This is a genomic window from Pelagicoccus sp. SDUM812002 (assembly GCF_031127835.1).
GTDB lineage: Bacteria > Verrucomicrobiota > Verrucomicrobiia > Opitutales > Opitutaceae > Pelagicoccus.
Map to the genome: position 1 here is coordinate 248,289 of NZ_JARXHX010000006.1, position 19,448 is coordinate 267,736.

Genomic DNA, 19,448 nt, shown 5'->3' on the forward strand with positions numbered 1-19,448 from the left:
CAGTCCTGATGGGGAAACCAGCAGGTCTGACTCTACGCAAAATGAGATTAGCGGAGCCCTTGCAAACGGGCGTCCCTCATACCATTTCCTTAATTCTGTTCTTAGCTACAGTCTTAATAATACTGGAACGATACTTCTCTCCGCGGGCCATCGACACGGCGAAATGCTTAGCTTGCTCGTACTCGATTTTAGCCGGCAATGGAGGTTCCTGCTTGTCGACAATCGCATCTATTAGCACCGGTCCATCCACCGCAAGCGCCTCATCGAGAATCGATCCACAGTCCTTTGGGTCTTCTATTCTGTAACCACGTCCGCCACAGGCTTCAGCAAACTTGCAGAAATCGATAGGATGAAGATCGCAGCCGTACTCTGGATTGCCCAGAAAAACCATTTGCTCCCACTTGATTTGACCTAATGTGCTGTTCGAAATTACGACGATCTTAATAGGAAGCTTGTAGCGTACCGCAGTCGCGAACTCTGCCATCAACATCGAGAACCCGCCATCACCCACGAAAGCTACGCATTGACGATCTGGATACGCCAATTGCGCTGCGATCGTGTAAGGCAAACCGTTAGCCATCGACGCTAGGGTACCTGACAACGAGAATTTCTGTCCGCGTTTCGCAGGAATCTGGCGTGCCCACCAAGATGTTATCGTCCCGGAATCGGAGCTCACGATCGCGTCTTCCGCCAACCGCTTGCCAAGCTCCCAAGCTACCACCTGTGGCTTCATAGGGAGGTCCTGACGCTCTCCTCGCCCTTTCATGAGCGACCACCACTCTTCGCGAGACTTTTGAGCCTTTTCCAAAAAAGAGCGTTCTTTCTTTTCTACCAGCATCGGCAGGAGCGCCTCCAAGGTTCGCGAACTGTCTCCAAGTAAACCGACGTCTGCAGGGAATCTGAGTCCGATGCGAGCGGCATCTATATCGATCTGCACGCATTTAGCCTGACTCGCCTTTGGCAAGTACTCCATGTACGGAAACGAGGTCCCAACCATCAGTAGCGTATCGCATTTCTGCATAACCTCCTCTGAAGGGAGCGTGCCCAGTAACCCGATGCCGCCCATAACCATGGGGTTGCCATCCGGCACGCATGCCTTCCCTAGCAGCGCCTTGACGATCGGGGCACCGAGCTTCTCTGCGGTATCGATTAATTCGTCAGTTGCTCCTAGGGCACCTTGACCCGCTAAGATAACCACTTTCTTGCCTTTATTCAAAATGGAGGCCGCTTCGCGAAGCAGGGATTCAGCAGGGATCTCGCTCCTCTTTCCTGCCTTTGCTAAATAATAACGATCCACGTTTCGCTGGGATGGATTGTCAGCGCGTAAAGGCATCGACTGAAAGTCGACGGGGAAGTTAATGTGGGATACTCCTCGGCTCGCCAACGCGTTGCGACATGCCAAGTGTGTCACTCCCTCAACATGCTTTGGCCCCATTACACGGGTATTATAAACGGCCACGTCCATAAAAACCCGATCTAGGTTCACATCTTGCTGGGAGTGCTGATCAATCAAGTCGTGAAAATGATGCCCCGTGATCGCGAGTACGGGAGCGCCATCAAGCTTAGCATCATATAGTCCATTCAACAGATGCAATCCACCAGGCCCGGAGGTCGCTAAACACACTCCCAATCGACCCGTATACTTCGCATAGCCGACCGCCATGAAGGCGGCACCTTCCTCGTGCCTCGCCTGCACAAACCGTATCTTGTCTGTTCGCGTCCTGAGCGACTCCATCAACCCATTGATTCCATCCCCAGGAATGCCGAAAACGGTATCGACCCCCCACTCGATCAAACAATCAATCATTACATCTGCAGCGGTCGTTTTACTCATACCCATGCCTTTTTCTTTCGTTGAACATTTTTCTACTAGAGCGTGGCTAACTCGTTGCAGGTTTACTGCCAACGGACGGTCCGCGGCGAAAAACGGAAACTGCTCCTACAGGCGCAGTCATGTTCGGCACGAATATACGTATTCAATTACAATAGAAAACGGAGCCCTCTATATGCAATCTGCAAAAATTGTTATGCAAAACGACCCGCTATTGGAGAATACTTTTAGAGAAATTCGCTCCGAAATGTAAAACCTACCTCTGCTGCGGCGCGCGAGCCCGCCGGTAGGCACAACCTTTGCAATTCCTAGCCAGCCCCCTCACCATTCAGAGGAAAGGGGCATATATATCGTAACAAAAATAAATTATACATAACCTATGAATACTGAATTGCACAAACTCTTCGTGGATCAACTCCGCGACATGTACGACGCAGAACTTCGCATCGTGGAAGCCCTACCGAAAAAAATCGAGAAAGCCCAATCAAGTGATTTGAAAGCGGGACTCGAGCAACACTTGGGCGAGACTAAAACTCAAATCAAGCGGCTTGACGAGGTCTTCGAACTGATCAACGAAAAGCAAACGCGCAACACCTGCCAAGCGACCAAAGGACTCATCAAGGAAGCGGAAGAGCTGCTAAGTGAGTTCGAAGGCTCCTCCGCCATCGACGCGGCGATCGTTTGCGCCGGCCAAAAGATCGAACACTACGAGATCGCTACCTATGGCTGTCTCTGCACCTGGGCTAAGCAAATGGGACATGACAAGGCATACGTACTTCTGCACGAGTCACTCGAGGAGGAGAAGGCCGCTGACGAGACTCTCAGTCGCGCCGCGATAGGTGAGGTTAACTTGGCTGCCCATCACTAAGCCAACGCCGACAATACCTAACAAACGAAGCCTGTCTCCAGATACTGGAGACAGACTTCTTCATACAGTCGTGTCCTAGCTTCCTTCTCAATGGGACTAACAGATTCTTCGCGTCTCGCCCAACCCTCCTACCCGGGTTAGACACGAATATGCTGCTAATCTCGAAAAATTGCGAACAGACGACGCCATCATGGGCTACTGGGGCGCATTTTGCTGCACCCACTCGATCACTCCACAGGCGATTCGTGGCCCAGCTGCCCCAGAAGGTTGAGACTCAAAATCGTCCGCACCTGCGTGAATGATTACCGCTTTACCAATGATGGATTTTTCGCCGTCAAAACTGAGATACTCATCAACGCGCTCGAGCGTAGCGTCACCTGTGTCGGTCGAGTCTAAATTCCCTAAGTCGCCGACATGGCGCTTATCCGCCATTGGGCCAGCGTGCGGCTCGTTCGTCGGATTAAAATGGCCGCCCGCTGAGGTACCATCTGGCGCCGAGCAATCCCCGTTCTCGTGAACGTGAAACCCGTGCCTGCCACTCGTGGATAGATTTCGAATATCCGCGAATACACGAATTCCGTCGGCTTCCTCGACAAAGGTCACAACGCCCTCGACATTGTTTCCTTGAGTTGGGGACAGTCGAGCTTCGGCGATACGCAATGGTTCAGTACTGCTGGCCGCATCTGGGTCGGGCTCTACCACTTGGTTAGAACAGCCGGCAGACAGCAGGACTCCGAGAGCTGCCAGTACCGCTGCCCCCTTTGCGAATAATCTATTACGAAATATGTTGGTGTGTTTCATTGATAACAGGTGGTTGGATGTTTTATATCTTTTATTTGTATTCAATTACTAGCTACAATAATTCACTCACTTAATAAAACTATGCCGCTCCTTCCTCCATGGATCTGCTGGAACGCTCGCTGCGGCTCCCCATCTCGTCTGCTTCTTTACTCTCGAGCTCGCCCAGATGGGTAGCCGAGCTCGACTTTAGCAATTCGAGCGTCTCACAAGCAGACGGAAGCAACATCGTCGACAATGACTCAGCCAACGAGGTCTCGAGGCTATCCACACTCACCGCGATCCGGTACGCCCGCACTATCTCACCTTCTAACTCCCGCAATTCCAACTCGGGGACCTCGAAGCCATAAAGCGTAGCTGCGCATAACACCGCGGTGTGCGGTCGATCCCAACTTACCTCGGAACTACACGGTTCGCCCCCCAAACTCCGAATTAGCGCGATCAGGCTGTCGACTTGCTCTTGGTGCCGTTGTCTCAGGTCATCGTAGTTAGGCCCGCCCAGATCGCTATCGAGCAAAGCGTCTGCTAAGCGATAGACCTCCACCGCCGCCAGTTCTCGCCGCAATAACTCACTGTATAAAGCGATTCCCACCTTTGATTGTTCCTGATTCTTCATCTGAAGCTCTCATTCGCAGTTTCAGCGCCAACCACGCACGAGGTCTTTGAGGAATGGCACACTTCATGCCTGAGCCTTAACCGTGCGATCGCGGAAAACAGACGTACTTCCACTGGAGCGCCCTCTTCTCGTTTGGGACGGCGACTGCGATTTCTGTAAACGTTGCGTCCTCTTGTGGCGACGATTGGTCAAGCAGAACGTCGACGATTGCCCCTACCAAGAATGCAGCATGCAACTCGACTCCGTATCCAGCGAGCAATTCGCCCGGCGTGTTTACCTGTTGGAGCCTGGCGGCAACCACCTCGGCGGGGCATCCGCAGTCTATCGATCCCTAGCCTCCACGCGCCTTCGCTTCCTCGACCGCCTGTATTCCAAATCCCATACATTTGCCGCCATCAGCGAAACCGTTTACGCATTCGTAGCGCGTCATCGCTCCGTCTTTTCAGAGCTTCTCGGGGCGTTGCTCCCGAAAAAAGCCTAACGGTCCGAACGTATCCGCTGCCATCCCTGTTTTCCGTCTTCCAGAATACAATAAAAGGCCGGAACGATTATCAGGGCAATCACCGTTACGAAGAGCACTCCAAACCCCAGACTCAGCGCCATGGGGATCAGGAATCGCGCCTGCAACGAAGTTTCGAAGATCATCGGCGCCAGACCAAAAAATGTGGTAAGCGAGGTTAGCAACACTGGCCGAAAGCGGCGAATCGTACCTTCAACCACTAACTCTCGAACGTCCCCTTCGACATTTTTCTTTCGTCGCTCATTGATGGTAGCGATCAATACTAGCGAATCGTTCACCACTACGCCTGCTAGTGCCACGAGTCCGAACATGCTGATTAAGCTTCAGTCGAAGCCCATTAACAGGTGCCCGAACAAAGCCCCCACGAAGCCGAAGGGAATCGCCGCCATGATCAAAAGAGGCTGGGCATAACTGCGAAAGATGATCGCCATCATCGAGTACATCGCCAACAGAGCGAGCAGCATGTTGTTACCCAGCGAGCCGAGAGCCTCCTGCCGGTCTTGCTGTTCGCCCGAAAGCTCGAAACCGAGACCCGAATACCGCTCCCTCAACCCTGGCAAAAAATCAGTCCGGATCGATCGAGTCACTTTTCCGGCCGATGTCACCGTACGGTCAATACTTCCGGTCACCTTCACCGCCCGTCTTCCTTGCTCGCGTTCAAGGCTCGTGTATGAAGTGCTGTACTGAATACGCGCTGCCTCTTGCGAAGGGATTTCGCCTCCTTTCGGCGTTCGTATAACCATCCCGTACAGATCGCCCAAATGCTGCGTCTCGCTCGCCGGCCGCCTAACATTGACCCGTAGCTCATCCTTTCCTCGCTGGGTGCGCACCGCTTCAGCGCCGAAATAGGCCCCACGAATCTGCCGCGCCAAATCCGTTTCCGTGACGCGAGCGCTCGTTGCTCCTCGATTCGGTTCGCCTCCCGACCACCGTCAAACAACTCTTCGGACAAGCTCGCCGCCAACTGCCAAAACAAGTCTTCGAACAATTCGTCCCACTCCAAAGCCTCGCCAAATAGGCTCGCTTGCAAGCGAAGCCCCGGCAAGCGTTCCGCTAGGGCCGCTGCAACGCGCCGCTCCTGGGCTCGCAATCCCCCCATATGCTGCCTGCAGGTCGGGACGACGGTATATCAGGTCCGCCGGTACTCCAGGATCGGGAATCGGCGGCAGCTCGGGAAAACCAACCCTGCGCAGCGAAACGTCCAACTCTTGCGGCGCCTCGCCAGCCAAAATCGAGACCCGAACCTCCGCTTCCACCAATCGAGCTTCTTCACGCTCCTTGAGTTCCAGCACGCTTAAATACTGCTGCTCCTGCCGGGCCACGTTCAAGGCGGAGCCTTGTCCGTTGGCTAGCTGTTCCTCCGTCAGCTCCAATAGGGTGCGTGAAAGATCGACCTGCTCGGCGAGCACTTCCGCACGTTGGCGCGACAAGAGCACATCTAACCAAGCTCCCGTCAAGTTGGCCGCTACCGTCATGCGAGCGGCGAAGAGCTGCTCTCGGGCCGCTTCCGCCGCGATTCGGGCAGCGGCATCCTCGTCTCGCAGACGCCCCCACAAGTCCACCTCGTAAGAGGCCGCAAGGCTCGCTCGATAAGTATCTATTGTCTGGATACCCTGTTCGCCAGCGGTGGGCCCGATGCCCATCCTTAAAGGAGCGTGTCGTCGACTGGCCTCAATGGAGGCCTCGACCGTGGGCCAGAGAGCTGAACCGGCCAGTCCAGCCCGAACCTGCGCCTGCAGCATGCGGGCCCGAGCAGAACCGAGACCGGGATTGTTCTCCATCGCGCGGTCCACGAGTTCGAGCAACTCCGGGTCGTCGAAAAATGAGAACCACTCCTCGCGTTCGACCGTTTGCAGTCCCTGCTCTACGCTTCCAAATTGCTCGGGAACCTCCGCTAGCGGTCCGCTCGAAAAATCGCTTCCCGAACGACACCCGGCTAAAAAACATTGCTCCAACAGCCCACCAATGCGACCTGCACAACGAGCACAGCAAAATGCACCGCAAAGAGCTTTTGGGAGGGAGCCTGTTCATCTGCCCGCACGTAGTGCAAAAGCTATGCCAGCCGTAGGCTGTTCGCTTCAAACGATGAGCGACGCACTAACCGCAAGCAGAGCCGACACCTTCTAAAGCTTGGCTCGAAACTTGCAATTTCCGGGTATGCCACAACTCGAAACCAACGCTACAAGCTCCCAACTTGCCGGTCTCGGGGCCGTAGATGCCTATTGGAGAGCCGCCAACTACCTCTCAGCGGCTCAAGTGTTTCTGCGCGGCAACACGCTATTGCGCGAGCCGCTCGCCAGCCACCACATCAAGCCGCGCTTGCTTGGACATTGGGGCACCTGCCCTGGCTTGACCTTCGTCTACAGCCACCTCAATCGCATCATCAAGCGTACCGAACGCGAAACGCTGTTTATAGCTGGCCCGGGTCACGGCGGTGCCGCTATCAACGCCTGTGCCTTTCTCGACAAGTCGTATGCTCAGACGTATCCTGATTACCCTTACAATTCCTCAGGCATTGAAAAGTTGGTCACGCAATTCTCTTGGCCTGGCGGTGCTTCGAGCCATGTGTCGCCCTACACGCCGGGGTCGATTCATGAAGGTGGCGAGTTGGGGTATGCTCTGGGGCATGCCTTTGGCGCAGTCCTGGACAATCCGAAACTGGTGGCTGCTTGCGTCGTCGGCGACGGCGAAGCGGAAACTGGCCCTACCGCAGCGGCCTGGCATGCAAACAAGTTCCTCAATCCGCAAATAGACGGGGCTGTCCTGCCCATCCTCCACCTCAACGAATACAAAATCGCCAGCCCCACTCTCTTCTCAGCGCTCAGCAAAGATGAGCTAGATCAATTGTTTAAAGGATACGGTTACGAGCCGCTTTATGTTGAAGGGAACGAGCCGGAAGAGATGCACGCCAAGATGGCCAAAGTATTGGAACAGTGCTACCAGACGATTTCCGAAATCCAAGATCGAGCCCGCAAGATTCGTCAAACTCAACGACCTATTTGGCCGCTCATCATCCTGCGCACACCCAAGGGATGGACCGGCCCGGAGGAGCTAGACGGCAATCCGGTCGAGGGTTCCTTTCGGTCTCACCAAGTCCCTCTTGCGAAAGCGGGCAAGGGCTCTTCCCAGCTCACCATGCTAGCAGATTGGCTCGCCGGCTATCAGCCCGAAACACTTTTCGACCCCGACGGCAAACCCTCTCAAGAGGTTCAGGAGAACGTCCCATCAGCAGACTTGGCTATGAGCCTATCTCCGCATAGTAACGGCGGAGCAATTCTGCGAGAGCTCGACCTGCCACCCTGGAGCGGCTACGCGCACACCATCACCGAGCCCGGTTCGAAAGAGTCCAACCCGTCCGGCACACTCGGCAAATATTTGCGCGACATTGTATCGAAAAACCCTGACAATTTCAGAATCGTCTCGCCCGACGAAACAAAATCTAACCGGCTCGGAGCTGTCTTTGAGGTAACCAACCGCATCTGGATGCACCAGCCCGAAGAAGGAGATACCGATCTTGGACCCGGCGGACGAGTGATGGAAGTCCTCAGCGAGCACCTCTGCCAAGGCTGGTTGGAAGGCTACTTGCTCACTGGACGTCACGGACTTTTCTCGAGCTACGAGGCCTTCATCCACCTCGTGGACTCCATGCTCAACCAATACGCAAAGTGGATAAAGGTATGCAAAGAAACGAGCTGGCGAAAGCCGGTCGCCTCGCTCAACTACCACCTTTCGTCCCACGTGTGGCAGCAAGACCACAACGGATTCACCCACCAAGACCCCGGCTTTCTCGACCATGTCATCAACAAGAAGGCCGACATGGCCCGGGTTTATCTGCCACCCGATACCAACACCCTGCTGAGCGTCGCCGACCATTGCCTGAGGAGTCGCAACTACATCAACGTCATCGTGACGGGGAAGAAAGATACGCCCAGTTGGTTCGATCACGAGCAAGCGGCCACTCATTGCGATCACGGCATGAGTGTCCTGCCATGGGCTGGATCTCTAAAGACTAAGCAAGAGCCACAGCTCGTGTTGGCGTGCGCCGGCGATGTACCCACGCTCGAAACCATAGCCACCGCCGAGCTGCTCAAAGTACACGCTCCTGACCTTCGCTTCAGCGTCGTCAACATTGTGGATCTTCTCTGTATCCAAGATTCGGATCAACATCCGCACGGTAAATCGGAAGCTGACTTCGAAGACTGCTTTCCCAGCGAAGTCCCAGTAATTTTCGCATTCCATGGATACCCTTGGCTAATTCACCGTCTCCTGCACGAGAGGCGCAACAACCACCGATTCGAAGTTCGCGGATACCGCGAAGAAGGCGGCACGACTACGCCCTTTGACATGCTTGTGCAAAACCAACTCGACCGCTACAGTCTGCTTAAAGGGGCGGCAAAGTTCATTACCGATTCCACTGACGCTGGCCGTGTGGCCGGATTCGCCGACCTTCATCTAGCCCGTCACCACAACTACATCCGCGAGCATGGAGTAGACATGCCCGAAGTAGAGAGCTTCAAGCCCTAACCAACTTTCACCGGGAGCTCCCTACAATACGAATCCTTGTTTCTCGCGTTTGGCCTTCACCTTCGAAGGTACCGTTCGCCAGATAATGCGAGCCCCGGGTTTGTTGCGAACATATGCATATATCCACTTCGTGAATACTGTGAAACGATTTCGCATCCCGACGAGCATGACGAGGTGAATCGCTAGCCAAGCAAACCATGCGGGAAAGCCGGAAAACTCTCTGCCTCCTACTGATGCCACCGCTCGGCTACGACCAATCGTAGCCATCTGGCCTTTGTCCTTGTAGACAAAAGCCTTGCGCTCTTTTTCCCGATCCCCGTGGCTCCCTCTGCGGATTTCCTCCTCTATGATCTTCGCGACATGCTTCGCCATCTGCATCGCAGCTGGCGCCACGCCGGGTACCTGTTGCCCGTCGGCATCTTCAAGAGCTGCTATGTCTCCAATCGCAAATGCATTCCCATACTCTGGCAAACTACAATCCTGAAGTACCTTTAGCCGGCCGCCTTTCGCTTTATCAACGTCCAGATTATCCGTGATCGAATTAGCGGATACACCCGCTGTCCAGATGATATTCTCTGCTTCGATCTCCTGATTTTTCAAAACCACCTTGCGTGCCTCGATGCTCTCCACCTGCTGACCCGTTAGAACCTCTACGCCCAATTCCTCGAGCTGCTTCACCGCCTTGCGGGAGAGGCTTTCGCTGTACATCGGCAAGATCCGGTCGGCTGCATCCACCAGAATGACGCGGGCCTGCTTAGGATCGATCTGGCGGAAGTCGCGTTTGAAATAGCGATGGGCCAGCTCACTGAGCGTCCCCGCCATCTCCACACCCGTCGGACCGCCCCCTACCACGACAGAGGTCATCAATCGTCGTCTTTCCTCGCTGTCTTCCGCAAGATTCTCCGCCATTTCAAACGCGCCCAAGACTTCGTTGCGAATGCGGTGGGCATCCGAAAGCGTTTTCAATCCTGACGCATGCTTGGCCCAGTCGTCGTTTCCGAAATAATTCGTCCGGCCCCCCATGGCGATCACCAGATAGTCGTACGACAAGCTCTGGTGCGGCGTCGTAACCCACTCGCGGTTCAGATCGATACCGGTCACCTCGTCCATCAGAACCCGCACGTTTTTGTTTTTGGAGAATTGAGTGCGTAGTGGCTCAGCGATGTCAGGCGCGGCCAAGCTAGCTGTAGCGACTTGATATAACAGGGGCTGAAAAAGGTGATGGTTCTGCTTGTCTACCAGCGTTACGTCCGCCAGCGAGCTATCGAAATTCTTCACAAACTCGAGACCGCCAAATCCACCGCCTAAAACCAAAATCTGTTTTCTATTATTCTTCATATCTTTGTTCCAGTGGTGGGTAACTCTAGCTGCATATTGCTTCAATCGACGGGTACAATTGTGCCCCGCTTCAGTTCCCGCACGATTCGGACCAATTTGGAATTTTGCTAGTCCTAGAGACGGAAGGCGCAAATCTGAAGATGGTATTGGATGCAAGCAGCACCCTTCTACTTGCAACCTGCAACTCGCTCAGGTCGCAATCAGTCACTCCTCGCGTGGCGCTGAACATGCAATGTGTATTGCATGAGCAACCAAAGCGATGAACCGATAAAAAGCGACGACCCTATCGAGACACCCACTCCCTGCAGCAACTGCAACGGCACCGGTAAGGCATCCGCAACTTCAACTGCTCCCGCGAGCGCGACACCCGCCGCGAGCTACGCGGACGGTACTTGCCCCGTCTGCGGCGGTAGCGGTGCAGAACCAGCACCCACGATCCACGCTGACAAAAAGAACAGCAATTGCTTCGTGGCCACAGCCGCATTTCAAGACCCTCACGCACACGAAGTCCAAGTCCTGCGAGACTTCCGCAATGCTTACCTGCTGCCGTACCGACCGGGCCGTCTATTCGTCAAAGTATACTACGCAGTCGGTCCAAGACTTGGTGATGCGCTGAGCACACGTCCGAGACTCCGTAAAACCGTCCGCAGAATGCTCAGCAAAATCAGCCGCCAACTCGAGATACGTTTGCTTGGCCGGTAGGCGACGGCTCTAACCTGCCTCACGGTCGTTCCTGGACAGGAGCCGGCTCTACGTGATCTGGCTCGTTCCGTGCAATCAACAGTTGATGAGCGATATAATAGATAACGACTAAGGCCATCAAACCCAACAGCAGGGGAAATAGCCGGTTCTTCACCATTTTCTCAGAATTTTGCATAGTCCATTCAATAGCTAAATCAGCGCCATCTTACTCGTGCACAATACAACTCCCGCTTCCGCAATTTGCACTAATCTCGATTCAGGCGAGAGCCGCTAATCTCTCTAATTCCATTTATACATAACGACATACCGAAACCGACACCACATCGGCATTGTTTTAGCTACGGTAAATCAAAGAAACAACTAACAACCAAATAAAGTGAACGCTCTAAAACGTTATACACATCGAATCATCATTCCAGTTGCAGCGGCTGCATTTATCGCGGTTACAGCGAACCTAATCTATCGGTCTGTCACAGCTGACGAGACATCAGCTAATTCAACTGACGATACTGCCGACACAGACGTCGCAGCAGCGACTGCTCCGCAACCAGGTCAAGCAGAGGACGAGACCTCGGAGTTCACTGAGCAAAAACTCAACAACGAAATATCCGCCCTCACCCTCACATTGGAGAATCTAGGCGAGACAGTAGACGATCCGCCTCCGGAGAATATCGAAGAACTCAAGGAAGAGGCAGAGACAAAAGTTTCAGCGCTACAAGAGGCTACTCCAGACAATTGGATCGCATTACGTGACGATGCTTACGAAACGGTTAAGAATTACGCAACGGCCGTCGGACGCGCTGACTTAGATCAGTCCAAATAATAAGTTCACCCCATATCACCATGTATACTTGGATATTAGTCTTAGGATTCCTGGCGATTGCTGCGGTGATCGCCATCTTCTTCACGCGAAGAAAAAAGCCTCGCGACCATACGTCTCTCAAGCAAGGAGTCACGAGGGAGCGGCCTCAGAACGAGGGCGGCAGACTTACGGACTCTGACTCGAAGCAAGCACCCGATAAAGGACGAACGTTCGTCAACGAACGATAACACTGTCACCTAATAAGGCCTGATCATTCTCAGTGCCGCATCTCTATATAACCGACATCCTACCATTAGCGGGACGGTCAAACACACCCTTATGCAAACACAAGATTCTCCCATACCTGACGATCCAAACAAAAAATACTCGCGACCCGAGTTTTCCACGCCGAAACAGGATGCTCCTGGGACCGAGGAAATGATGCAACCGAAAGCGGACCACGGCGAACAAAGCTATCGAGGCTGCGATAAGTTGGTTGATCGCGTAGCTCTCATCACAGGAGCCGACAGCGGGATCGGACGCGCGGTGGCCCTCGCTTACGCACGGGAAGGTGCGGACGTAGCGTTCACTTACCTAGAAGAGGAGGCGGATGCGAAGGAAACCGAGCGACTTATTGTCGAGAGTGGACGCAAAGCTCTCCCACTTCGCTCTGACCAAAGTGATCGCGAAAACTGCGAGGCTGTAATTGAGCAAGTGATAGAACACTTCGGGCGAATTGACATACTCGTCAACAACGCTGCCTTCCAACGGACCTACTCTTCCTTGAAGGACATTCCTGAGGACGAACTGCGACACGTCTTCAAGACAAACATCGAGTCGTTTTTCTACCTCTCACGCAGTGCCTTGGGCCAGATGAGGTACGGTAGCTCAATAATTAATACCACATCCATCCAAGCATTCTCTCCCAGTGCTTCATTGGCTCCATACGCCGCCACGAAAGCGGCGATCGCCAACTTCACTTTATCACTTGCCCAAGAGGCAATCGAAAAAGGGGTGCGCGTGAATGCGGTAGCCCCAGGTCCCGTTTGGACTCCCCTTATCCCTGCCACCATGCCGAAGGAGGCCGTCGAATCCTTCGGGAAGAACACGCTCTTCGGAAGGCCAGCCCAGCCTGCTGAGCTGGCACCCGTGTACGTTTTTCTCGCCTCGGAGGACTCTAGCTACGTCACCTCCGAAATCTATGGAGTCACCGGCGGGCGAAAGCAGCTCTAGACTGCATCGCCGCGTGCTTGCTTCGTTTGGCGGCTGATCGAACGGAGTCCTTCCTCGAAGGGTTCGATAAACTTATCGATCCCCTCTTTCTCAAGCTCCACAGCGACCGCCTCCATATCGATACCAAGGTTTGCCAGTTTTTCTGCTAGCTCCTCCGGATCCTCGCCTGCGCTTTCAATTGCATTTTTTGAAACCGTACCACGATCCGAAAACGCCTCCATGGTCCCCTCGGGCATTGTATTAACAGTTCCTTCACCGACGAGCGAGTCTACGTAGAGAGTATCTGGATACATTTCATCTTTCACAGAAGTGCTCGCCCAAAGAAGGCGTTGGGGAAGAGCCCCCTTTTTCTGCAAAGACTCCTGCCACCTTAAGCTCTCGCAGGTGGAACAGTAGTCCGCGTAAGCGGCTCGAGCTTGAGCAATCGCCGCCTTACCTTTCAGAGAAGCAGCGAGCTCCTTTTCTCCCGGCGAGACCGAAGCTGCGTCAAGATAACCATCTACCTTAGAGTCGATTCGACTTAAGAAGAAACTGGCTACCGAAGCTAAAGCATGGAGCTCGAGCCCCTCCTTATCTCGACGACGGACGGCTCGCAGGTAGCAGGCGGCTACGTCACGATAGCGAGCCACTGAGAAAATCAACGTAATGTTAACATTGATTCCTTCGTAGAGCGCTTCTTCTATCGCCGGCAGACATGCTTCTGTAGCAGGGATCTTGACCATGGCGTTCGGCCGATTCACTTTTTTCCAGAGCTTGCGGGCCTCCTGCAATGTCCCTTGCTCATCCTGAGCCAATCGCGGGTCCACTTCGATACTGACATATCCATCCGAACCCTCGGAATCGCGATAAAGCGCTTCGAAAGCGTCACAGGCTTGCTGCACATCATCTATCATGAGCGACTCGTAGATAGACTCGTCGTCCTCTCCCTCATGGACAAGGCGCTCGATATCTTCGTCGTACAGAGTGCCCGAAAGCACCGAGTCGGAAAATGTTTTCGGGTTACTGGTGATCCCGCGGAGTCCCCCGTCTTCGATTCGGGCCTTCAACTCGCCGTTGTGAAGCATCTCCCGCGTAAGGTTGTCCAACCACACGCTTTGTCCACACTCGTGCAGACGAAGCAACTTTTCTGTATTCACTGCTTGCTGATTTATCATTTCACTTATCTTTTGCTTTGGTTATATCCCGATTCGACTCGCTCTCTCGCTGAGCGCTCCGGGCTGTGTTCTCTTCGTCGTCCGACGATTCTTGATTTAATACCTGGGCGGAGTCGGCTGCTTCGCTTGACTTCGAAAGTTCGAGCCTTGTCGCGTCACCCCTGTCCACCACCTTCGCGTCGGCACTGAGGTCGCGGGCGGCGTCCTCGAAGTCCTCCGATTCCGGAGCCCCTCGACGACTTTTCAAAGCCGCAAGCTCAAGGGCTCTCTCCACGATTAAAGCCTTTTCAGGCTCCCCTAATTTCGTACCCTTTATCTGAATACACTCCCCGTTTTCGAGGTCTATTTCGATTTCCTTTCCAATGTCATCTTTCATCACAACCCCCTCCCAAAAGTTTGCACTGCAAAGGGCGCACTAAACGGCTAAACGCCAGCGGCCCCTCACGCCGTTGGAGTTCTATCGGTACGCTGACATGCACTCTGCTAGGTGCTCCACAATCGCCCGGCAAAAGTCAGGCAAGTCGTCAGGGTTCCTACTCGTTATAAGATTACCGTCGACGACGACGGAGTCGTCCACCCACTGAGCTCCAGCGTTTTTCAAATCGGCCTCCAATGTGTGGTAGGCTGTCATTCGGCGGCCCTTCACGAGGTTAGCGCTGATCAATAATTGAGGACCATGACAAATTGCATAGACCGGCTTATCATTTTTAAAAAACTGTCTCGCGAAATTCAGGGCTTCCGGCTGCCCCCGCAGTGTGTCGGGGTTCAAAACGCCACCGGGCAAAAGTAAGGCTGCGTAACTTGCTTCGCTCGCTCCGGACAAAACTTTATCAACCGGGAAGCGATCCGCTTTTTCGTCATGATTCACCCCCTGCACTTCCCCTTCCTCCAAGGAGAGGATTTCGGTTTTAGCTCCCGCTTTTTCTAAAGCAGATTTAGGTTCTACTAACTCCACTTGCTCAAAGCCATCCGCTACTAAGATAGCTACTTTAACTCCTGATAATTCCACCATGTTTTCGGTCTCCTCGGTTCTTGGTTATACGTATCCACCAGCAGCCTACGACAGGCCACTGTCTACAGCTAATACCTCTGCAGATGCTATGCCACAGAACAGCAGGAAGTCACCTACACCCAGTTCAATTAGTTCTCAGACTTCGCCGCGATCCAGCGCTCAACTCGATGTAACGAACGCAGAACGAGAATGGTGAATACCGTCAGCGCCACCGCTACCACCCAGAGATTCACAGCTGACGCGATCCCTATCGTTCCGCAAAACAAGAGCGACGCCGCTGTTGTCAATCCGTGCACCGTCATCTTGTGCTCCTTCTGAACGATGGTTCCTGCTCCCAGAAAGGCTATTCCAGTTACCACGGCTCCCACCGTGCGAAACGGGTCGGCTTCCACGAGGTCGTTAAGCCCCTCCCTAGCGTAGAACTCTACCACATACTCACCTAAGTGAATTAAAAATGCCGAAGCTCCCGCCACCAACATGTGGGTGCGTAGACCCGCTGGTCGATCGCTCACCTCCCGTTCGAAGCCAATGACACCGCCTAATCCCATGGCGCCTAGGACCTTCAGCAAGAGCAGGAGCTGCTCCTTTATCGGCGCCACCTCCGTAATCGTTTCCATCATCCGACACCCAATGCCTATCTCAGGCTTTTCTCGAGTCTCTGCAGTTCACCCAGTCGCTAGCGCGAAAAAGTCCATTCCCTCTGCAAACCGATCACACTGCCAAGCTCCGCGATGAGCTCCAAGGTCCTCGAGCGTCCAGACAGATCCTCGTAAAACAGGCAGCAGACCTCCAACTGCTCGACAATTGCGATGGCCTTATCCCGACTCAACCTCCCCGTCTCCGCCAAACGGCAAAGCGAGGAAACACCCTCGAATATAGCTCCTCGCAATGCGAACGGCAACCACAACTCCTCCTCGACCGACTTGGCAATCTTCAAGATCCAATCGACGCAATCCGACAAACTCCGAATGTGTGAAGCGGTAAGATCCTCCTCAACCCCGCCGAAGGTGATACATCTCTCAGTCTCTACCTCAATATTTGCACAAGTCGTCGAGCGGGGGTTTAGCATGTTCGTTTCGTTTTATAATTGGAGTTGGATAATCTGGGCCGTCGCCATTCGTGCGGTCCCTCATACAAGGAGCGTCGTTACTACAAATTTCGCGCCAATATAAGCAAGCGACGGCCCCCTTTTTCGGGCTTTCTCCGGAAGTCGTTATTTACCTTATATTAGCGGCCAAATCCAAAATCAGAAAAAAAAGCTCTCTCGGTCTAGATCGCCTCGAAGCCGCCTCGAATGGTTGTAAGTTGCCACAGTCGTGGCTGCATTGCGCAATAGACGGAGCCGCACTGGGCTGCGTGCGTGCTGCACCTTTAGCTCAAGGCCGCGCAATACAAACGCTGCATGCTGCACCACCATGGCAGGGCGTCGTTGCTAATAAATTTTCAAAGTCCGCCCATGCCCGCTAGCGGGCTTTTTTACGTTTCATAGCGGTCAAGCAGTTCCGTATATTCCGATACTATCCGCATGCGAAACGTAACCACTTCAGCCCTGATTGCCTTTTCACTCCTTAGGTTACTTCTTCTCTCGTCCCTAGCCTTCTCGACGTCCCTTTTCGCCGATAGCCTGAGCGAAGATCGCCTCTTATCCTATACCGAAAAGTGCCACGCCTTGCGCGACGAGGCAGCCCAAACAGGACACGTCTGCTACCAGCAAGTCTTGGGTGCGGCATACGGCACTAGCGCCCCGCTCGCCGACTTCCTGAATTCAACCATGGACTGGCAGACCAAGAACCGGGCCGAATACTCCTTTTTCGCAGACTACCGAAACACAGACCTCCCTTCCGCCCTCTGCGAAGTTCCGGCTGAACGAAACCAAAAATTGGGCAGCACGCTCATCGGCCGTTACGATCCACGAAAAGACGCCATCAGCATCGCCAGCATCGCCAACGGACACGCGGTGGCCCATGAGTCAGGCCACGCCCTGCAACGGAAGGCTCTATTGCAACGGCGCGACTGGCACGCTCAAAGTGCCCGGTTCGACCCGCTGCACGCCCTACTCCAAACACACGCCGCCGGATTCACTCGGAATTCACGCTCCGCTAGACGCCTTCGCTACCTGAGTTCGCAAGATGAATTAGAGGTGCGTCTGCAGGACCTCAATCGGCTCCACGCGACCGCTTTCGGTACCGGTCCTATCTTTACTCCCCTAGAGGCCTTACGAGCTCTCGCTTTTCTCGACCTGCCGCTTTCCGAAACCGCCGTCCAGGCCGCCTTGCAAGGTAGCCCTTGGGAGCTGTCGACCTCCCAGGCAGCCGCTTTTCTGGCAGACCTTTCTCAACCTCACAATCCCGGCGCTTGGGCCGACGCGTTCGAGGACGCTTACGAGCTGAAGCGGCTCTACCGTCTCATCAAGCAACTCGACCCGAGTCTCTGGGAGCCCACACTCAAGAAGATCTTATTCGAGGCGCCAGGACATCTCTAAAAGTGTCCACAGTTCACCCATTTTAACTTAAGGCGGGGTGGTCTCAATCTGGGATCCGCAAATCCATAGCTTTGCTTCGCGGCAACAGAGTTGAAATAGCAGACAGCCCTGTCGACTCGTGGAGTTCCAGCGGCTGTGCTCACTCAAAACGCACAGATCTAGCACGGAATATACTGCAATTTGCCCGCCTTACGTAGACTCATATCGATATTCTAAAGGTAGGCTTCTACTATATTTAGCTGTTCTAGATATCTCTTTATAGAGAGTGAAAACCCTGCATCCCCTCGGCAGGACGCCTCAAAGCACCCTGTTTTCATAATATTTAGAAACGCCGTAGGAAAGTTGGCACGAGCAAAGCAATAAGGAGCCTCAATCACTGCACGGCAGTCGATTGAATATACAAATAGTAACCTATATACTCTGAAACCTTAAAAAAATCTATTGATAATGAATACCTTACGATTAGTACCCGCAACTCTCGCCGCACTTTGTCTCGCAACTACTGGCGCCTACGCCAAAAGCGAAACCAAAGATAAAGATGGCTACAAGCACTCCCAAAGCAGCACCCTAAGCGAAATGGACATCCGACGCGTCACCCAGGATTCACTGGACCGCCAGACTACCGCTAAGGACCTGATCGGAGCATCCGTTTACGATAGCAGCGGGGAAAAGATTGGGGACGTCGCGGACATCAGCATCGCCGGGCTCACCTTGGGCAAGTCTCATTCCGACTCGGATCTGATGGGCTCCGACAATGACATGGAATCGAAGCAGTCCTCCTCGCAGTATGGCCAAAACAAGGATATGAAAGACTCTCAGAACGCGATGAGCGCACAGTGGGGTCAACGTGGACAAGCGACCGCTTTTATCTCAGTAGGGGGTGTGTTTGGCATCGGCGACGATATCGTGGCGGTACCAGCTAACAGCCTGACATGGGATGCAGCTGAAGAAAGATACACTCTCGCAGCTAGCAAGCAGCAGATCGTGGCCCTTGCCGAGCAAGATCCAATCGATATGGAAGACGACAACACCTACAGCGCAAAGCAGTCCTTCGATGACGACACATCGATGATCCGCAACGCCTTCCAGTCTGACAAGAACAAGAAGGATCTCTCTGGCATCATGGTTGAAAAAGAAGACAACCGAATCGTCCTCCGCGGAACCGTGCGTAGCGAAGACGCCAAAGAGCATGCCGCCGATCTCGCAGAGCAACACAGCGACCTCAAGATTGTTAACTCGATCAATGTAAGTAGCTACTAAATAGCCATACAGAGCTTCCAAAAAGCTTATACAGTTTAAGGAGCCGTTCGCGGCTCCGCCCCCCCGCTAGCCGAGTTCCGCCAAACTCGGCTAGCTTCATTTTATAGTATAAGGCACGTGCTTAGCTTACGACAAAACATCTTCGCTCGCTGAATGCGTTCTACAACTACCCTTATGCAAAGCGCAGTTTCCATTCACTCCATACCCCCAATTCCCTCTTTAAACACCGTTGGCACGTACCGTGCAAAAGTTGTTATTATCAATCGCTGGCGGACAAGCAAATCCGTCCTCAATAGAGAAAACACCAA

General features: G+C 53.7%; 19 protein-coding genes and 1 pseudogene. 9 read left to right on the top strand and 11 right to left on the bottom strand.

Annotated elements, in window-relative coordinates; genetic code table 11:
• Positions 1-76 precede the first annotated feature (76 nt).
• Positions 77-1,834: a thiamine pyrophosphate-dependent enzyme gene (locus QEH53_RS11470; RefSeq protein WP_309023333.1), complete on the bottom strand. Its 1,758-nt coding sequence runs from the start codon at positions 1,832-1,834 to the stop codon at positions 77-79.
• Positions 1,835-2,210: 376 nt separating this feature from the next.
• Between QEH53_RS11470 and QEH53_RS11475 the strand changes: the two genes are divergently transcribed.
• The gene (locus tag QEH53_RS11475; RefSeq protein ID WP_309023334.1) at positions 2,211-2,699 is read left to right on the top strand and encodes a ferritin-like domain-containing protein; all 489 of its coding nucleotides are present in this window, start codon (positions 2,211-2,213) and stop codon (positions 2,697-2,699) included.
• A gap of 195 nt (positions 2,700-2,894) precedes the next feature.
• Here the strand turns inward: QEH53_RS11475 and QEH53_RS11480 are convergent, their stop codons facing one another.
• Together QEH53_RS11480 and QEH53_RS11485 are read right to left on the bottom strand one after the other, a co-directional pair.
• Positions 2,895-3,500: a superoxide dismutase family protein gene (locus QEH53_RS11480; protein ID WP_309023335.1), complete on the bottom strand. Its 606-nt coding sequence runs from the start codon at positions 3,498-3,500 to the stop codon at positions 2,895-2,897.
• 79 nt (positions 3,501-3,579) lie between these two features.
• Complete coding sequence (locus tag QEH53_RS11485; RefSeq protein ID WP_309023336.1) at positions 3,580-4,113, bottom strand: hypothetical protein; 534 nt, start codon at positions 4,111-4,113, stop codon at positions 3,580-3,582.
• Positions 4,114-4,195: 82 nt separating this feature from the next.
• Here QEH53_RS11485 and QEH53_RS24180 point away from each other — a divergent pair, with 82 nt between their 5' ends.
• The gene (locus tag QEH53_RS24180) at positions 4,196-4,594 is read left to right on the top strand and encodes a DCC1-like thiol-disulfide oxidoreductase family protein (protein ID WP_345785716.1); all 399 of its coding nucleotides are present in this window, start codon (positions 4,196-4,198) and stop codon (positions 4,592-4,594) included.
• On the opposite strand, the pseudogene QEH53_RS11495 reads toward QEH53_RS24180, so the two are convergent.
• Together QEH53_RS11495 and QEH53_RS11500 are read right to left on the bottom strand one after the other, a co-directional pair.
• A pseudogene (locus QEH53_RS11495) lies at positions 4,591-5,505 on the bottom strand (efflux RND transporter permease subunit). The gene QEH53_RS24180 and the pseudogene QEH53_RS11495 overlap by 4 nt on opposite strands.
• Positions 5,506-5,565: 60 nt before the next feature.
• Complete coding sequence (locus QEH53_RS11500; RefSeq protein WP_309023338.1) at positions 5,566-6,588, bottom strand: TolC family protein; 1,023 nt, start codon at positions 6,586-6,588, stop codon at positions 5,566-5,568.
• Between the two features lie 202 nt (positions 6,589-6,790).
• On the opposite strand from QEH53_RS11500, the gene QEH53_RS11505 reads away from it, so the two are divergent.
• Positions 6,791-9,157, top strand: a complete 2,367-nt coding sequence (locus tag QEH53_RS11505; protein WP_309023339.1) for a phosphoketolase family protein — start codon at positions 6,791-6,793, stop codon at positions 9,155-9,157.
• A gap of 21 nt (positions 9,158-9,178) precedes the next feature.
• Here QEH53_RS11505 and QEH53_RS11510 read toward each other — a convergent pair whose 3' ends face one another.
• Positions 9,179-10,495 (bottom strand): NAD(P)/FAD-dependent oxidoreductase, encoded by a 1,317-nt coding sequence (locus QEH53_RS11510; protein ID WP_309023340.1) that lies wholly within the window; start codon positions 10,493-10,495, stop codon positions 9,179-9,181.
• Between the two features lie 243 nt (positions 10,496-10,738).
• On the opposite strand from QEH53_RS11510, the gene QEH53_RS11515 reads away from it, so the two are divergent.
• The 4 genes from QEH53_RS11515 (at position 10,739) to QEH53_RS11530 (ending at position 13,232) form a co-directional block, all read left to right on the top strand.
• Positions 10,739-11,197 carry a CFI-box-CTERM domain-containing protein gene (locus QEH53_RS11515; RefSeq protein WP_309023341.1) on the top strand — a complete coding sequence of 153 codons (459 nt, stop codon included), beginning with the start codon at positions 10,739-10,741 and terminating at the stop codon, positions 11,195-11,197.
• Between the two features lie 376 nt (positions 11,198-11,573).
• Positions 11,574-12,020, top strand: coding sequence for a hypothetical protein (locus tag QEH53_RS11520; RefSeq protein ID WP_309023342.1), 447 nt, complete (start codon positions 11,574-11,576; stop codon positions 12,018-12,020).
• Positions 12,021-12,040: 20 nt separating this feature from the next.
• Positions 12,041-12,247, top strand: a complete 207-nt coding sequence (locus QEH53_RS11525) for an LPXTG cell wall anchor domain-containing protein (RefSeq protein ID WP_309023343.1) — start codon at positions 12,041-12,043, stop codon at positions 12,245-12,247.
• A 91-nt stretch (positions 12,248-12,338) separates the two neighbouring features.
• Positions 12,339-13,232 (top strand): SDR family oxidoreductase, encoded by an 894-nt coding sequence (locus QEH53_RS11530; protein ID WP_309023344.1) that lies wholly within the window; start codon positions 12,339-12,341, stop codon positions 13,230-13,232.
• Here the strand turns inward: QEH53_RS11530 and tal are convergent.
• The 5 genes from tal to QEH53_RS11555 form a co-directional block, all read right to left on the bottom strand.
• On the bottom strand, positions 13,229-14,386 hold the full coding sequence (tal, locus tag QEH53_RS11535; RefSeq protein WP_309023345.1) for a transaldolase: 1,158 nt from the start codon (positions 14,384-14,386) through the stop codon (positions 13,229-13,231). The two genes, QEH53_RS11530 and tal, sit on opposite strands and share 4 nt — an antisense overlap.
• Before the next feature lies 1 nt (position 14,387).
• Entirely contained in the window at positions 14,388-14,762 is a 375-nt protein-coding gene (locus tag QEH53_RS11540) for a hypothetical protein (RefSeq protein ID WP_309023346.1), read from the bottom strand.
• Positions 14,763-14,843: 81 nt separating this feature from the next.
• Positions 14,844-15,398: a type 1 glutamine amidotransferase domain-containing protein gene (locus QEH53_RS11545; protein WP_309023347.1), complete on the bottom strand. Its 555-nt coding sequence runs from the start codon at positions 15,396-15,398 to the stop codon at positions 14,844-14,846.
• A 128-nt stretch (positions 15,399-15,526) separates the two neighbouring features.
• Positions 15,527-16,018 carry an MgtC/SapB family protein gene (locus QEH53_RS11550; RefSeq protein ID WP_309023348.1) on the bottom strand — a complete coding sequence of 164 codons (492 nt, stop codon included), beginning with the start codon at positions 16,016-16,018 and terminating at the stop codon, positions 15,527-15,529.
• A gap of 56 nt (positions 16,019-16,074) precedes the next feature.
• Positions 16,075-16,467, bottom strand: a complete 393-nt coding sequence (locus QEH53_RS11555) for a hypothetical protein (RefSeq protein ID WP_309023349.1) — start codon at positions 16,465-16,467, stop codon at positions 16,075-16,077.
• Between the two features lie 456 nt (positions 16,468-16,923).
• On the opposite strand from QEH53_RS11555, the gene QEH53_RS11560 reads away from it, so the two are divergent.
• Both QEH53_RS11560 and QEH53_RS11565 read left to right on the top strand, forming a co-directional pair.
• Positions 16,924-17,880: a hypothetical protein gene (locus QEH53_RS11560; protein ID WP_309023350.1), complete on the top strand. Its 957-nt coding sequence runs from the start codon at positions 16,924-16,926 to the stop codon at positions 17,878-17,880.
• A gap of 447 nt (positions 17,881-18,327) precedes the next feature.
• Complete coding sequence (locus tag QEH53_RS11565) at positions 18,328-19,140, top strand: BON domain-containing protein (protein ID WP_309023351.1); 813 nt, start codon at positions 18,328-18,330, stop codon at positions 19,138-19,140.
• Positions 19,141-19,448: the final 308 nt, after the last annotated feature.

What these genes read in the sequence shown, in the direction of transcription:
- QEH53_RS11515 (WP_309023341.1), top strand. Translation starts at nt 10,739, where the DNA reads ATGAGCAACCAAAGCGATGAACCGATAAAAAGCGACGACCCTATCGAG.
- QEH53_RS11475 (WP_309023334.1), top strand. Translation starts at nt 2,211, where the DNA reads ATGAATACTGAATTGCACAAACTCTTCGTGGATCAACTCCGCGACATG.
- QEH53_RS11525 (WP_309023343.1), top strand. Translation starts at nt 12,041, where the DNA reads ATGTATACTTGGATATTAGTCTTAGGATTCCTGGCGATTGCTGCGGTG.
- tal (WP_309023345.1), bottom strand. Translation starts at nt 14,386, where the DNA reads ATGATAAATCAGCAAGCAGTGAATACAGAAAAGTTGCTTCGTCTGCAC.
- QEH53_RS11565 (WP_309023351.1), top strand. Translation starts at nt 18,328, where the DNA reads ATGAATACCTTACGATTAGTACCCGCAACTCTCGCCGCACTTTGTCTC.
- QEH53_RS11480 (WP_309023335.1), bottom strand. Translation starts at nt 3,500, where the DNA reads ATGAAACACACCAACATATTTCGTAATAGATTATTCGCAAAGGGGGCA.
- QEH53_RS11545 (WP_309023347.1), bottom strand. Translation starts at nt 15,398, where the DNA reads ATGGTGGAATTATCAGGAGTTAAAGTAGCTATCTTAGTAGCGGATGGC.
- QEH53_RS11555 (WP_309023349.1), bottom strand. Translation starts at nt 16,467, where the DNA reads ATGCTAAACCCCCGCTCGACGACTTGTGCAAATATTGAGGTAGAGACT.
- QEH53_RS11505 (WP_309023339.1), top strand. Translation starts at nt 6,791, where the DNA reads ATGCCACAACTCGAAACCAACGCTACAAGCTCCCAACTTGCCGGTCTC.
- QEH53_RS11485 (WP_309023336.1), bottom strand. Translation starts at nt 4,113, where the DNA reads ATGAAGAATCAGGAACAATCAAAGGTGGGAATCGCTTTATACAGTGAG.
- QEH53_RS11510 (WP_309023340.1), bottom strand. Translation starts at nt 10,495, where the DNA reads ATGAAGAATAATAGAAAACAGATTTTGGTTTTAGGCGGTGGATTTGGC.
- QEH53_RS11470 (WP_309023333.1), bottom strand. Translation starts at nt 1,834, where the DNA reads ATGAGTAAAACGACCGCTGCAGATGTAATGATTGATTGTTTGATCGAG.
- QEH53_RS11530 (WP_309023344.1), top strand. Translation starts at nt 12,339, where the DNA reads ATGCAAACACAAGATTCTCCCATACCTGACGATCCAAACAAAAAATAC.
- QEH53_RS11550 (WP_309023348.1), bottom strand. Translation starts at nt 16,018, where the DNA reads ATGATGGAAACGATTACGGAGGTGGCGCCGATAAAGGAGCAGCTCCTG.
- QEH53_RS11540 (WP_309023346.1), bottom strand. Translation starts at nt 14,762, where the DNA reads ATGAAAGATGACATTGGAAAGGAAATCGAAATAGACCTCGAAAACGGG.
- QEH53_RS11560 (WP_309023350.1), top strand. Translation starts at nt 16,924, where the DNA reads ATGCGAAACGTAACCACTTCAGCCCTGATTGCCTTTTCACTCCTTAGG.